Source organism: Paenibacillus sp. FSL H7-0942, assembly GCF_045040715.1.
GTDB classification, from domain to species: domain Bacteria; phylum Bacillota; class Bacilli; order Paenibacillales; family Paenibacillaceae; genus Paenibacillus; species Paenibacillus amylolyticus.
Genome location: NZ_CP150279.1, coordinates 164,783 through 180,129, shown reverse-complemented (window position 1 = coordinate 180,129; position 15,347 = coordinate 164,783). Strand labels below are relative to the sequence as shown.

The 15,347-nt window shown below is 46.0% G+C and carries 12 protein-coding genes; 1 reads left to right on the top strand and 11 read right to left on the bottom strand.

Translation table 11 applies throughout. The annotated features are described in order from the left end of the window. From yvcK to MHI48_RS00850, 6 genes are all read right to left on the bottom strand, one after another. Positions 1-987, bottom strand: coding sequence for a YvcK family protein (yvcK, locus tag MHI48_RS00875; RefSeq protein ID WP_017691250.1), 987 nt, complete (start codon positions 985-987; stop codon positions 1-3). A 13-nt stretch (positions 988-1,000) separates the two neighbouring features. Beyond that, positions 1,001-1,900: an RNase adapter RapZ gene (gene rapZ, locus MHI48_RS00870; RefSeq protein WP_017691251.1), complete on the bottom strand. Its 900-nt coding sequence runs from the start codon at positions 1,898-1,900 to the stop codon at positions 1,001-1,003. Between the two features lie 51 nt (positions 1,901-1,951). After that, complete coding sequence (locus MHI48_RS00865) at positions 1,952-2,902, bottom strand: ROK family glucokinase (RefSeq protein WP_405142745.1); 951 nt, start codon at positions 2,900-2,902, stop codon at positions 1,952-1,954. A 445-nt stretch (positions 2,903-3,347) separates the two neighbouring features. Continuing rightward, positions 3,348-4,379: an AI-2E family transporter gene (locus MHI48_RS00860; protein ID WP_036616412.1), complete on the bottom strand. Its 1,032-nt coding sequence runs from the start codon at positions 4,377-4,379 to the stop codon at positions 3,348-3,350. Positions 4,380-4,541: 162 nt separating this feature from the next. Continuing rightward, complete coding sequence (trxB, locus tag MHI48_RS00855; protein WP_036674745.1) at positions 4,542-5,501, bottom strand: thioredoxin-disulfide reductase; 960 nt, start codon at positions 5,499-5,501, stop codon at positions 4,542-4,544. Positions 5,502-5,672: 171 nt separating this feature from the next. Continuing rightward, positions 5,673-7,406 (bottom strand): lipopolysaccharide assembly protein LapB, encoded by a 1,734-nt coding sequence (locus MHI48_RS00850; protein ID WP_076329606.1) that lies wholly within the window; start codon positions 7,404-7,406, stop codon positions 5,673-5,675. Between the two features lie 434 nt (positions 7,407-7,840). Between MHI48_RS00850 and MHI48_RS00845 the strand changes: the two genes are divergently transcribed. Then, positions 7,841-8,293 carry a hypothetical protein gene (locus MHI48_RS00845; RefSeq protein ID WP_076329605.1) on the top strand — a complete coding sequence of 151 codons (453 nt, stop codon included), beginning with the start codon at positions 7,841-7,843 and terminating at the stop codon, positions 8,291-8,293. A gap of 146 nt (positions 8,294-8,439) precedes the next feature. Here MHI48_RS00845 and MHI48_RS00840 read toward each other — a convergent pair whose 3' ends face one another. The 5 genes from MHI48_RS00840 to MHI48_RS00820 all read right to left on the bottom strand — a co-directional run bounded on the left by MHI48_RS00840 (position 8,440) and on the right by MHI48_RS00820 (position 15,007). Then, a complete protein-coding gene (locus MHI48_RS00840; protein ID WP_405142742.1) occupies positions 8,440-10,191 on the bottom strand; it encodes a hypothetical protein in 1,752 nt (583 codons plus the stop codon). Positions 10,192-10,446: 255 nt separating this feature from the next. Then, a complete protein-coding gene (locus tag MHI48_RS00835) occupies positions 10,447-11,397 on the bottom strand; it encodes a sugar phosphate isomerase/epimerase (RefSeq protein ID WP_036674754.1) in 951 nt (316 codons plus the stop codon). A gap of 49 nt (positions 11,398-11,446) precedes the next feature. Further along, positions 11,447-12,319, bottom strand: coding sequence for a carbohydrate ABC transporter permease (locus MHI48_RS00830; protein ID WP_036616194.1), 873 nt, complete (start codon positions 12,317-12,319; stop codon positions 11,447-11,449). 70 nt (positions 12,320-12,389) lie between these two features. Then, positions 12,390-13,289 carry a sugar ABC transporter permease gene (locus MHI48_RS00825; protein WP_036616191.1) on the bottom strand — a complete coding sequence of 300 codons (900 nt, stop codon included), beginning with the start codon at positions 13,287-13,289 and terminating at the stop codon, positions 12,390-12,392. A 116-nt stretch (positions 13,290-13,405) separates the two neighbouring features. Then, complete coding sequence (locus tag MHI48_RS00820) at positions 13,406-15,007, bottom strand: extracellular solute-binding protein (protein ID WP_036674794.1); 1,602 nt, start codon at positions 15,005-15,007, stop codon at positions 13,406-13,408. Positions 15,008-15,347: the final 340 nt, after the last annotated feature.

Below are 15,347 nucleotides of genomic sequence, written 5' to 3'. Positions count from 1 at the left end.
TCACCTCTTCCGTAACATCCAATTTTGTACCAGTTGGTAGATGTGATGACTTAACTTGTCAGCATCATGACGCAGATAGGTTTTGAACAGAACAAGGGTATCTGCAACCACCTGATAGCCGGCACTTTCGAGTACATTCATATCCAGTACAACCGGTTTTGCTCCTTTTTCCGCATACTTATTTTGCACTTGCAGCGGAATATCACCATTATTTACGATAACATAGTCGAAGAGCTGATGACCTATATGCTCGTGTACCGCCTTAAGGTGGTCACTTACCGTATAGTTATCTGTTTCTCCCGGCTGTGTCATCACATTACAGATAAACATCTTCACCGCATCAGCCTCTACCACAGCTTCTGCAAGCTTAGGTACGAGTAAATTGGGAAGGATGCTTGTATAGAGGCTGCCTGGCCCGATCAGAATAGCATCAGCTTGACGAATGGCCTCTACTGCCTCTGGCAACGGCTCCACGTGATCCGGTTCAAGGAAAACACGTTTGATGCGTCCACCCGCCTCAGGAATTTTGGACTCACCTGTAATAATTGTCCCATCTTCCATCTCGGCATGCAACACAACGGCCTGGCCTGCGGCTGGCAATACCTCACCTCGAACGGCAAACACGCGGCTAAGCTCCCGCACTGCGGTCACAAAGTCGCCCGAAATATCCGTCATTGCAGCCAAAATCAAATTTCCCAAGCTGTGGCCTGCAAGCCCCGCGCCTGTATTGAAACGGTACTTCAACATATCTGAAAGCAATGGTTCTACATCAGCCAGTGCCGTAAGCACGTTGCGAATGTCGCCCGGAGGCGGCATCTGTAGCTCATTGCGCAGGATGCCTGAACTTCCACCGTCATCTGCAACTGTGACGATGGCCGTGATATCCAGCGGCTTCTCTTTCAAACCGCGCAACATCACGGATAATCCGGTTCCGCCGCCCATTACAACTATTCTCGGACGTTCTCTTCGTGGTCCGGCCTCTTTCATCCCTTCACCCTCTTCAATGACGGTCCCGGTCAGCGTCGCGATGGCTCACGGTAACAGCTTCTGTCTCGCTGCTTCCCAACATCTTGCCCAAATATTCCGATATTGCTACCGAACGATGCTTGCCTCCGGTACAGCCGATTCCAATAATAACCTGGCTTTTGCCTTCCTTCCGGTATTGCGGAATCAGGAAATGCAGCATATCCAGCAGCTTGGTCAGAAACGCCTGTGTCTCTGGCCATTTCATAACATATTCATACACATCACTATTCTGTCCCGTATTTGGTCGCAAATGATCAATATAATGCGGATTCGGTAAAAAACGTACATCAAACACCAGATCAGCATCAATCGGAATGCCATACTTGAATCCAAACGATGTAATATTCACCGACAGCATTTGGCTTTCCAGATGAGAAAAACGGGATATGATGCGTTCTTTCAGTTGAGCAGGCTTCATTGTACTTGTATTCAGTACCTGAGTCGCAGAGTTTTTGAGTTCCTCCAACATCTTGCGTTCCAGTCGGATGCCGTCCAGCGGCATGCCCTCAGGAGCCAGAGGATGTCTGCGCCTGCTTTCTTTGTAACGCTGAACAAGTACAGAATCTGTAGCATCCAGGAATAAAATCTCGCAATGAATGGTAAAATGATCTTTAATATAGTTCAAAGACTCGGACAGAGCCGTAAAGAATTCACGCCCGCGCAGATCGATAACCAATGCAACCTTACCAATCTTGCCGTTTGACTGTTCAATTAGTTCCGCAAATTTTGGAATCAATACCGGCGGCAGATTATCCACACAGAAGAAACCCAGATCCTCCAGGCTTTGTACTGCAATGGTTTTACCTGCTCCGGACATGCCCGTAATGATAATGAGCGTGGCGCCTGTGCCTGGTGATCCTTCACCTTCAAGCATAAATGTCCCCTCCTTATCATATTGCTGTCTTCATATATTGTTACGAGGATACTAGGAACGCAAGAGAAGACCTGCTGCACCCACAATACCTGCATTATTACCAAGTGTAGCTTCCAGAATCTGAACCCCATCTTGCAACGGTTCTGGCGTCAGCTTAGCAAACACAGTACGGATTTCATCAAATAAGAAATTGCCCGCTTTGGATACGCCACCACCGATGATGAACATCTCCGGGTTAATGACAGCTGCTACAGTAGCCATGGACTTGCCCAGGTAAAAGGCCGCACGATTCACAATGCGCTGTGCCACTTCATCGCCTGCCTTGGCAGCATCAAATACTTCTTTGGCTGCAATCTTGTCGACGAGTGCCAGTGACGTATGATCCCCGCGCTCTACGGCATCCTTTGCCATACGGATAATACCCGTTGCAGACGATACTGTTTCTACACATCCCATTTTACCACAACCGCATTTGATGGCTTCCAGATCAGGTACAACACTGATATGACCCAGTTCTCCCGCCATACCGGAGAAACCCTGATAAATATTACCATTCAGGATCAAGCCTCCGCCAACACCCGTACCGAGTGTATAACATACGCAGTTGTCTACACCTTTACCCGCACCTGCCCAGACTTCACCCAGTGCAGCCACGTTTGCATCGTTATCTATTTTGATTGGCTTGCCCAGACGTTCTTCCAGAATCGAACGAATGGCCACATTCCGAAATCCGATGTTAGGGGCATGAACGATAATTCCCTCGCGTACATTCGTGAAACCGGCCACCCCAGCACCTACACCCTCAAGCTGTTCCCAACTGTAAGATGATTCGGCTACGATATGTCGGACATACTTCTCGATGTTGGCGATGACCGTGTCTACGCCCTTATCCACTTCAGTCGGTCCTTCATACGTATGCATTAGCTGACCTTGTTCATCGCATATACCGACCTTGATTGCTGTTCCGCCGAGATCGACCCCAACGTAGATTTTCTCAGACATGCTGCAAGCCACCTTTATCTATCTAAAATAGTTTAAGTCCTACGTACCAACTATAATTGAAGGATACGCCTGGGTCAAGACGAGAAGACCTCTAGTACCTCCTGCTCCGCCGGGGTTGTGAACAACATCACACACCGTTTTTGAATACGTATACATCCTCATTACCTTCATTTATAAACGCACGCTTTATTCCTTCCTCTATAACAGAGGAAGCCTCAACTCATGATATTGCATCTTCACTCGTTCCATTCATAAAAGATCAACATCGTCCCCTCAGAGTGGTGACTCGTCTTATGTACCCCACCACCTGTCATTCTTACGCAGAAAGCTATCTAATGACGGTATTGCGAACAAAAAAAGAGCCTTCCATCCACAGGAAGGCTCCCTTACTTTTATGAAAATCTGAAATTGTAGAAATTGGGCTGACTCAGTTGATTTTTCTACGTTATAACTTCGTTTCCACACGTACCGGCTCTTCCGTCTTCTCCATCTTGTTCACATCCAGAATATCGAGCAGGAAGACAAAGATCGGAATACCAATGATCAGTCCCCAGATCCCCAGGAAGTGTTGCGACAGAATTAGTACGATAAAGGTGTAGAACATTGGCAATTTGGTCTTGTGTGCCATCAGTTTTGGATTCAGGAAGTACGTCTCCAAAGCATGAATAACAATAATCATGATGATCACAATAATGCTTAATTTCAGTCCACCCATCTGATACCCAATCAGACAGAGCGGTACAAGTGAGATGATAACCCCCGCAACGGGAACCAGACTGAGCATGAACACCAGAATGGTCAGAGCGAACAGATACGGGAAACCCAGAATCCATAAGCCCAGTATCGTCAGTACCGTATTAAACACCGCAATAAGAAGCTGTGCCTCAATGACTTTACCAAAAGAAGATACGAACTTGTCTCCCAGATAAGCAACTTCATTGTAGAACCATCCAATTTTACTTGTTTTGAACTTGGACGTGAACTTGGATATCTCCTGCTTCTGCAACAAGAAGAACAGACTCAGAATGATGACGAGCAGAATAAACTCCAGCCATTTGCTCAAAGCGAAAATATATTTCAATGCATCATTGGTGTAATTTTTAATATCGAAGGATTGAAGATAACCCGCAATTTTGGACGCAAAATTATCACCGTCTGCACTATCCAGAAATTTCATAATCTCGTTTGTCAACTGGACGACCTGATCCACGATCCGTGGTGAATATCTGGAAATGCCAAGCACAATGACTGCGATCACAATCATATAGAGTAGGATGACCACAACTTTATAATTGATTGGAAACAACCGATTCAAACCACCTGTAATGAAATGCTGTAACCTGTTCATGACATACGTCACCAGGAACAACAGCAGAATCATGTGCAGCATACTCCCCATACTGAACAAAATTAAACAGAACAAGAGCAGGATTAAAAATCGTCTCACTGTCGCATTCTGTAACCAATCTTTTATCATTTCCCCCAAAATCTTCACCTCACAGCTAATATGCCCTATATGTATACGATCTCATGCCCACTGTAGTTTCAAAAAAAGAGAAGCCTTCCGGCTTCTCTCATTTCATGAGACTTCCCGTTGTCTCTTATTCCCAGCATATGCCTAACCTCACGCATGTAATGCTTATTTATCCAACGTTTCGCTCCAATCATGGACAATGCTTCCTTCAAGGAACTTCTCACAATCCATCGCGGCCATACATCCTGATCCTGCAGCCGTAATAGCTTGACGATACTTCGTATCTTGAACATCGCCACAGGCAAATACACCTGGAATATTGGTCTCCGTTGTTCCGGGTTTAACGACAACATAGCCATGTTCGTCAAGTGCAATCGCATTACCCAGGAATCCGGTATTCGGTGTGTGACCAATGGCAACGAATACGCCATCTGCTTCAAGCAACTCTTCCTGCCCCGTCTCGTTGTTGCGCACTTTCAGCCCTTTGACACCCAAAGCTTCTGGTACGACCTCGAGTGGAGTACGGTTCAACGCCCACTTCACCTTTTCATTGCTGCGAGCCCGATCCTGCATAATCTTGGATGCACGTAATTCATCCCGGCGGTGAACCAATGTCACGTCTGTTGCAAAACGAGTCAGGAAACTCGCTTCCTCCATCGCGGAGTCTCCACCGCCCACGACCACGATTTTTTTGCCTCGGAAGAAGAAGCCGTCACATGTCGCGCATGTACTTACACCACGTCCCACATTTTCCTGCTCGCCCGGAATACCGAGATAACGAGCGGAAGCACCTGTGGAGATAATGATCGATTCAGCTTCCAGTTCACCGATTCCTCCAACTTTGACCTTGAAGGGCGGTTTGCTGAAATCAACCTCTTCCACCCAACCGTTTTTGAATTCCGCTCCAAAACGTTCAGCTTGCTTACGCATGTTGTCCATCAGTTCCGGACCCATGATACCTTGCGGGAAACCGGGGAAATTCTCAACTTCCGTTGTCGTCGTCAATTGACCACCCGGCTGAAGACCTTCGATAACCAGTGGTTTCAGATTAGCACGAGCCAGATATATCGCTGCTGTCAGACCCGCAGGTCCCGTTCCGATCACAATCGTTCTGTATTTAGACATATAGATACAGCCTCCTTAATTAAGGTGAGAATGTGTTGTACTAGCGATGAACTTGCCAAGATGATATCCTACAGGCGTTTACGAAGCCCATTCGTTAAGTTTACCCGTTTTCCCGGTTGTTGTATCCTTCACCTGTTGATGTCTTTCTGAAAACGAGTTGAAGCGAACTTTCTATACTAGTGGTGGCTTGCTGTTACAAACCGAATGAATCTGTTTAGCATACTTGCTAACCGTTGATGCCGATATCCCATACCGCTCAGCAATGCTTTGATAGGTAACGGGCCGACTGTGATTCTTCGCTGCCAAATATTCAAGTCCTGCAGCCCAACCCTCAATCTGCTTCGTACCCGGAACTTCCGGATGTACCCGGGATACATAATCCGTCCAGAGCCGTTCCATCTCTTGCTGCAACTCAGCCTTTGCTTCAGACATCTGTAACGCACGATCAACAACCGCCTGCCAATGGGAGGTTGAACCAGTGTCCGATTGTTCTGATGTGGATTGAACCTTCCCAATAGACTTCAAGGCTACAGGAGAAAAGGGTCGAACCACCTGAGTATTCCGATCCTCATGTTCAGCCGATTTCAATCCGTTCAGTACAGTTTGTGCTACCTCAAGCAGATCCTGTTCTTCTCCAGGCTCTTCAATAAAGGATTGCAGAGCCTGTTGCACCTCATAGTCACCGATCATCCCAAGCGCATGAATAACCTGTAGCTTGGTTGCCCGATCACCATGACGCAATGCCCAGAAGAAGGATGAGCGAATCAGTGGATCATTCTTCATTTCTTCAGGTATGCCACTACCGTAGTTCTCCCACTGTCTGAATTGCTCATCAAATGGCAGATGATAGTGATAGCTCAGCTTCTCTGGCTCTTGCTCGCCTTGTTTTACAGCCTCAAGACCTGACAGATAATACCGGGATACTTCGGAACCCGGATCAAGCTTGGACACATGATGCCATAAACGCTCAGCAGCATCATAACGTTCTGTATTATAAGCCGCCACTGCTGCATAGTGAGCAAGTGCCGGATCAGCAGCTGTCTCTTCGTCCTTGAGCAAACGCCGGAAGTGAACATAAGCCGTATCGTGTTGGCCCAGAATTCCCATCGTTGTCGCCAGTTTGTAGACTTGTTCGTGCTGGAAGGGCACGATGACCCGCAATTTTTTGATCAGAAGCAGCACTTGATCAGCCCGGTTCTCATTTTGATGGAAAATGGCCAAATTACAGAGTGCATGCAGATTACCTGGTTCCTGTTCAAGCACTTCGGCAATGGTCTCTTTTGCTTTGGGAAACAGACCCATATAATAGTAGGCGAGTGCCAGATTGTTACGGGCAGCCAAGTAATCAGGATAATCAGAAGACATGCCTTCGAGCAATTCAGCAGCCTGTGCAAATTTTCCTTCTTCCAGCAGTTCCCGTGCCTGATCGTGCTCCACTACACCTTTGCGTGATTTGATTCGATTCAGTTTGGTCGGACGATCCAGCTCATAATACAGAAGCTCCATCATCTCTTCGGCTTCCGTCATGAACTGACCTTGAGTGTCCTCCTCCAGATAGGTAACAAGTGCTTGCTCGGCTTCCTCAAACCGATCCATATTTGCATAATTGTTCGCCATATAAAAATAACATTCCGTCATCGACGGATCTACCACTTCCAGCACGTTAGCCAGAATGGCATTGGAGGCTTCGTAATCCCCCTTCTCCGATAATATACCCGCCATATTACAATGATTTACCGGATTTTCCGGTTCGTATTCAACAGCTTTGCGAAAATATTTTAATGCCTTGTCGACATGATTACGGTCCAGCGAGCGGACAGCTCTTTCAAAGAAGAAAGAAGCATCCAAGTGAATCGGTATAATATTGGCAAGGTGTCCCTCAGCCCGCACTAGCTTGCCCTTCATCTTCCAAGGCACCTCCTCTTTGCATTTCATTCATACTCTTCAGTATACCACATCTTAAGGCCCACTTCTCAATATGTAGTTTCATGTCGTTTATGAAAAAAATGCAAAAGAAGATGATATTCCATTTTGCGGAAACCTATCACCTTGGAGCGTTGTTTATTCAAAGGAAAACCATGTTTACCTAGAGACTCCTACACTCACTTACCATAGGCTCTCTTTGCAGTATTGCATTAGTCTATTCTTGTCGGTTACGCGGCATCTAACTGGATTCGGTCCGGTTATAATAATACGAGTGTAGTCTATGGTATTATTATCCTTATTGTCCTTTTTAGTGGTTTATCTCCATTAAAAATTAAACAACGTATATTAGCTCTGACGGTCAGCCTCTTTTTCGCGTATGTAATAAAAAATAAATATTTTAAGGGGATGTTATATTGAGGATCTCAAAGATAAAACCACTTATATTCATCTTAATATGCTTGTTTGCTTTGAATGGATGTTCAAAAGATATAGAAAACATAGAAAATAAGTTCACATTAGAGGATGTACTGAGCGCGCTCGAGTCTCAAGAACTGGATTTAGTGTCCTTTGGTATAACCGGGTATCCTTTGAAATTAAATGATGTTGTACCTGAGGTGTACTCCGTTGAAGTGCCCGTAGAAGAAGAACCATATAGCCCTGAATTTATACATTTTTATATTTTCAATTCTGAAAAGGATCGCATCAACGGGACAAAAGACTTCAATAAACACATGGAAAGCGCCCAATTTACAACATTCCCTTTTCTATATGAGAAAGGAAATGTTTTTATTGTTTACTGGAGCAAAACCAAAGATGATCCTCTGTTCACTAAACCAATCGAAACTGCGTTAGAGCAACTGAAATGATCATAGTTCATACATTACTGGACTGAGCTGGACAGTGGGAATATCATTTTAGAACGTTAATTGCAGTCATTCGTCGTTCGTAAAAAAAGAAGACCGAGCATTTGGGCTCGGTCTTCTAACTATTATGGCTTAAATATCTAATAAATCTAGATCTTCGACGCCATCGAAGGAGAAAGTGAAATTTGAAGGGTTTTATCAAACGGCGTCATGAAATTGACCAGCACAACCTTACACTTGTCCGGCAGTTTTGCCTCACGTACCGTTGCCGCCAGATGACCCAGTTCGCCCCCGGTGATCTCCAGCCAGTCTTCTCCGCAGGTATAGCGTAATGTACCGCCTTTCCACAAATAGTGACCCTCACTCGTTTCAATCGCGTCCTCACAGGTCAGCTCACCTTCGCTTCCGAATACAAAGGATAACTGCATCATAATGTCCTCCGGTTCCTGTCCAGATAGATGCATGTTCCATCCGTTTTCCGTTGGCTGTAATTCTGCTCCTACACGGAATGTCTGCTCATGAGTAAGCTGACGACTCTGATGAGGTAACAAATACCATGGACTTATATCTGATGCAGCCGATTCTGGAAGCAGGTTCGCAGGGATTGGGCCGTAATAACCTTTTTTCTGCTCACCAGTTAGTCGATAGCCTTCGGACAGCCTCGTCATTTGCTGCATAGGTACATACCCTGGATTAAAGTAAGAGGCCAGTTGCACAGCCAGCAGGCGCACCTTGCCATGACGAAGCGCGAAGAAAGAAGGAACTTCTGTCATCACAGTCACACTTGTAGCACCATCCCGAATTCGGGCTACCGGAGCACCAAAATCCGTATGCATCCGACTGTGCGAAATACGACCGTGATGCCCTACTGCGTCCATCTGCTCCAGATATTCTCCCCGTACAAAATGTTCATTCAGCATGACCTCATACTGTTCCGGTAATGCATCACGTGTGTCATTGGTCTGTTGAAGCTCCGGCTCAAGCATTAATCGAATGAGCGTATTCACCGAACATACTCCCGGATCTGTCAATGTATCTCCAGCCCAGGCTGCCATACCGGCTAAGAGTGGATCACCGTCCAGCCGAGCCAAAATGGCATAAGGCAGATAATAAGGTGACAGATCATGAACACTGCCCAGATCCTGTCGTCCTGAATAGTCCGTAACAATTTCACCCGTAGGATGGACAAGATACACCATCATGCGGAGATTAAGCCTCACTGGTTCCAGCAGTTCAGGACGATTGAGCAGGCGCGCAGCATGAACTAACATGATGTCGCTAACTGCGCTGTATATCCCATTGCTCCGTTCTGTCCACTCCCCATCAGGTGTAATATCCATGCCTTCATCCATCCACTGCTCTGCGCGCTGCACAGCTTCCTCCAGATCAAATATTTCATGCAGGAAACCAAGCGCCGCGCATAGCACCCAGCGATGATTGGGCGTATGACAACCTCCCGTAAGCATGGTTGGGATTGTCCGTTCCAGAAACAGCCTCATATTGTTCAATACAGGTTGAAGCGGCTCCCATTCTTGCTGCTGAAGAAGCTGATACAACTGTGAATACCCTACAACGACAAATGCAGTATCTGGAGGGGAATGGTAATTGGTCCAGCCAGGCGATATTGAACCGTCTTCATGCTGGAAGCGGAGTACAAATTCCGTAGCTAACAGCAGTCGATTTAACAACGATTCATCCCGGTAATAGATAGAGTCCGGATTGGAGAGCGCAGCTCCCCAGTAACACATATCCGTGGGCGTTCCAGTCGTATGGTTGACCCAGGCAACACCTGTGAAGGGATCAATTGTCCCTCCATAGTAACGGCTTTCCGGGTCAAGCATCTGCCGGGATATGCCTCTTTCTACCGCTCTGTCATTACTGTCCACCAGTTGTTTGTACATGTGCAGTCCCCTCCATACCAATGCATTCTCCCGATGTGCGGAGTATGTTGCTTCAGTGCCTTCAATTCAGACCGGAAGCCTACTCATACCGCCCGTAGGTGAGTTCATTTTTCTCGTCAGTATATATCATATTTCTACATAAGTCGCTAGAAAATCTGTGCTTGTTTTACTACATATTTATGGGTCTCCGTCACTGAGAAAACATTCGTTAAACACATGCTGTGAACATGCAAACTGTTTCCCACATCACCGCGCCTACTCTGTCACTCCAAGCTTCTTCATTAGCAAGTCATGACTCTCATGAATCTCTTCTGCCTTACAGGCAGACTTCAACTCATACACCTTCACCTGTGCCCGGCGAATCATCGGCAGATAGGCATCATAGAAGTTCATATCCTTACTGTGTACATACGGGCACCAGTGATCCGAGAGACCAAGTGTCTCATGGATATGGACCCCTACGATATCATCCATCAGGCCTTGCATTTCTCCCACACTGTCATAAAGGCCCATTCGGTCCATCATGATGGCATGACCTGTATCGTACCAGATACCAACCGGAGCTCCTTTGAGGGCCGTGATGATGGTCTTGGCTTCGGCAAGGGTAGGAATCTGTTGTGGTCGGGATCTCGTCTCGATACCAAAACGAACATCCAGACCTTTAGCTGCCGCCCGATTGCATACCTCATCCAGACTGGCGATAATTTTCTCCACATACCCTGAACTGAGGGCTTCCCGCCGCTCCATCAATTCAGCCCATTTGCTCCGATACTTCGGTGAATCCGGGCCTTCCTCGTTATAGATCTTTCCAAGGTCTTTGCTGATATCCTCAGGAAAAGGTACTTCTCCCGGGTGTACAACAACAGCTTCTCCCCCATAACGTTGGGCATATTCAGCCGACTCTACCAGCAGTTCGATTGCCCGCTTGCGTTTCACTTCATCTTCGAAGCCAAGCAAGATGGAATCCGTACCGTAGTCTGGATCAGGATCATGTGGAAAGGTGTTGTGGACACTAGAAATTCCGATCTCTCCACGCTCAATCATGGGCTCAATCGTCGTGAGCATCTCCTTCGTCACATTATAATTGAGCTCCACCCGACGAAAGCCGAGATCCGCAATCTCCCGAATCATATCTTCCCCTATGGGATGTTTCCTGATGTTCCAACATGTTGAGAATGAGTATTCGCCCTTGTCTATGTGCTGCATCTGTTTTCCTTCTCCTCCCTCTGGCTAAACTTTTTACATCAGCCTTAACTCAACCTTTTACCGCGCCAAGCATCGCACCACTGACAAAATACTTTTGCAGCCACGGATAAACGAGTAGAATCGGAACGGTTGCGAAAATAACGGTTGCGGCCTTGAGACTCTCGGGAGTCAATGGCGTACGGTTAGCACCCTCCATCTGGGTAAGCTCGCTGACCATATTGTTCTGTACCATTTGGAATAACTTCAGTTGAAGCGGGTACAGCTTCGGATCATTAATATACATCAGGGAATCCTGGAACCCATTCCAGCGTCCAACCGCATAGAATAGCGCTAGTGTAGCCAGTACTGGCATGGATAGTGGCAATATAATTTTGAAGAGCGTGTGTACATGGGAACTACCATCAATCTCAGCGGATTCTTCCAGACTTTCAGGAATACCTCTGAAGAAGGAAATCAGGATAATCAGGTTAAACGGACTGACCAGACCCGGCAGAATCAGTGCCCACACGGAATTAAGCAAGTTCAGGTCACGAATGAGCAAGTACTCAGGGATGATCCCTCCACTGAAGAACATCGTAATGATGATGACATACATGAAGAGCTTGCGCCCTTTCAGTTTTTTCTTGGTTAACGGGTATGCAGCTGCCAGTGTGAACACCATGCACAGCACAGTAGTAGCAATGGTCAGAACTGTCGTGTAACCCAGTGAATAGATCATCGACTGATCAGAGAACACCTGAATATACGCATCCCAATTGAATTCTTTCGGGAATATGGTCACTTCGCCAGACGTAATCGCACGGTTAGAACTGAATGAGATCGCGATCGTGTGCAGAAATGGAGCCAGGCAGAATATAACAAACAAGGTGATAAAGGAGATATTAACGATATCAAAAATCCGGTTTGAGGTGCGTTCACTCATATGCGCACAGCTCCTTTACTGATGGTCTATACAAACAAGCCGATTGGCGTCTCTTCCGTTCATCCAAAACCTACAAAATACCTTCACCGGTTGCTTTCTTCGAAATATAGTTAGATCCTAGCACGAATATGAGTCCCACCACTGCTTGGAACAGTCCGACGACAGTTGCCAGCGTGTATTGTCCTGATTCAAGACCAACTCTGTATACAAAGGTACTGAGTACATCGGAATATTCACGCACGGCCGTATTACCAATGATATAAGGCCGATCAAAACCGATGCTGACCATATGTCCAAGATTGAGAATAAGCAAGGTCACGATGGTTGGTTTAATACTTGGCAATGTAATATGCCAGATTCTCTTCAGCCGCGATGCTCCATCGATCTCAGCTGCTTCAAACAATTCCTTGTTGACGCCGGTTAATGCGGCCAGATATAGAATGGTTCCCCATCCTGCACTTTGCCAGACACCTGTGAAGAGATACGTCACAAGCCATGGATTTTTTTCTGTCAAAAATGGTATTGAATTTAAGCCCATGCTTTCCAGTACACCGTTAACCATACCGGATTGATTACCGAACAATTGGTACACAATTCCCCCGATGATTACCCATGAGATAAAGTGAGGAATGTACAATATCGTTTGTGAGATTTTTTTGAACCATTTGAATCGAACTTCATAAAGCATGATCGCCAGAATAATAGGAGCTGGAAATGAAACGACCAGATCAAGAAAATTCAGCATAAAGGTGTTGCGCAATGTCGTGTAGAAGTCCCGCATTCCAAATACTTCGCGAAAAGCATCAAAACCGATCCACTCACTGCCGCTGATTCCCTGAAACAGGTTAAAGTCCTTAAAGGCGATCTGTACACCGTACATCGGTCCATAACGAAAGATTAAAAAGTAGATAATGGGCAGTGAAATCAGAGCGTATAATTGCCAATACCTCTTCAAGTATGTGGTGGTCAAGTCGGTTTCCTCCTATCAACAAGGAAACGGCTGTGCCGCCAGTCCGGCGGCACACGTTCCTTTCTAGTTAAGCAGTAGTATGGGTATCTGTCTTGGAGATTGAAATGTGGAGCTACTTAATTTGCAGGAAGTGCCTGAACTGCTTCTTCAAGTTCTTTTTTCAGTTCAGTACCACCCAGAGACATGAAATCAGCCATTTCTTTTTCATATACCGCATCGAATTCTGCTGGCTTAGCCATCGCTGTTTTTACGATAATGACATTTAATTTGTCTTTGAGAGCTGTGCTGTACTTCATCTCTGCTTCAATCGGTTTGTCGAAAATGATTGGTCCTACCGTATCGGTGTTAGCAATATCAATGGATTGTTTCAGCATCTCCTGATTATTTTGCGGGAAGCCCATAATCCATGCCTTTTCATTCGTCGCTTGATCACCAATGTTTTTACCGTTCGAGATAATGGCTGTATCCCCTGCGTTAAACAGACGATCCTGCGCTTCCTGGGATGCATCCTCTTTCACTACTGGAATGCCGTCTACCAAATCATAGTTCTCGCCTTCCACACCACTGTAGATATCAATCAGATTGTTGTCAGATGCCATCCAGTCGAGATATTTGATCGCTTCGACAGAACGTTTGCTGCTCTTCGGAATCATAATGTACATACCATTTGTTCCGTAGCGTGACTTGATGTGTTTGTTGTCTGCATTTGGATTGGTGTATACATCTACCGGCAACACTTCACTGCCACTCACATTTTTATGCAAATTATCCAGTGTGCCATCTCCGTAGAACATGGCATCCACATCTTCAGACCAGTAACCTACGTTACCGTTTTGAATGTCTTTCCCTAACTGCGTTTTGTCTTCATCCAAACTGAAGTCTTTGCTGATCAGACCTTCGTTGTACAGTTTGTTCAGGAACTGCATCGATTCTTTGAATCCTTCATGCAGTGGCAATTCATATCGTTGACCATAAGTCAGGTCGCCACTAACTGGCTTGATGAATGAGTAGATGAGTGTTTCGAATTGAGCTGGTGCAAGAGCCATACCCATTGGGATGTTTTTGCTTCCGAGTCCACCAGGATCTTTATCCTTGAACGCTTTCAAAGTTGTATATAATTCATCCGTGGTCTTCGGCGCTGGCAATCCCAGCTTATCGAGCCAATCCTGACGAATGTAAGAACTATATCGGCCTGTGATAGCACGTTTACCCGGAACTGCAAACTGTTGTCCTTCCACTTGCCCAAACTTCAAAGTATCTTCACCCAGGAACTTCTTCAGGTTCGGACCGTGCTGATCAATCAACTCTCCAACATCAGTCAAACCACCCTGCTGGGCATACCGATAAAACACGCTTGAGTCATAAACAAAGACAATATCAGGGACATCCGTATTGCTAGCCATCAGGACGTTCAGCTTGGTAACTTCCTCAGAACGCTGAACGGGTACAAACTGTACATCAATATTGTTGGGATCACCGAACTTCTCCTGAATCATTTTAGATAGATAGTTGTTCGTAATTGTGTACGGTGAAGGACTGTTACCACGGTCAAAAATCTCCACCTTTAAGGTAACGCGCTCGCCATTGCCTGATGTTCCGCCTTCAGCTGATTCTTCTGATGCTGATGAGCATCCCGCAAGTAAAGAAACGCCCATTACCATCGTAAGCGCCAAACCCATCCATTTCTTTAGACTCCCTTTGGTTGCTTTGCTTCTCATTTTGTCATCCCCTTTGGCTTTGCGTGAATGTTTAAAGCTTGCCCAGAGTATTTCACATTTTTCCGTCATCCTGCAATAAACCTCTTTCGGAAGCGCTTACAAACGGATTATGGTTTATATGTTAAGCCTATTTTCGCAGACTGATTCTTTTCCCAAAGCTGCGCTGCTCTAGGCTTTGACGGCACTCTTCGCCTCAAGGATCAGAACTGCCTGTCCCAAGTCGGATAAACCATTTTCACACACTGCCTATATTCGTAAACGGGAAAAAAACAGGAATATTAGCTTGTTATCCTGCGAAAACAGTTGCATCCGATTTAGTATAAGAGTATTGTTCAACGAA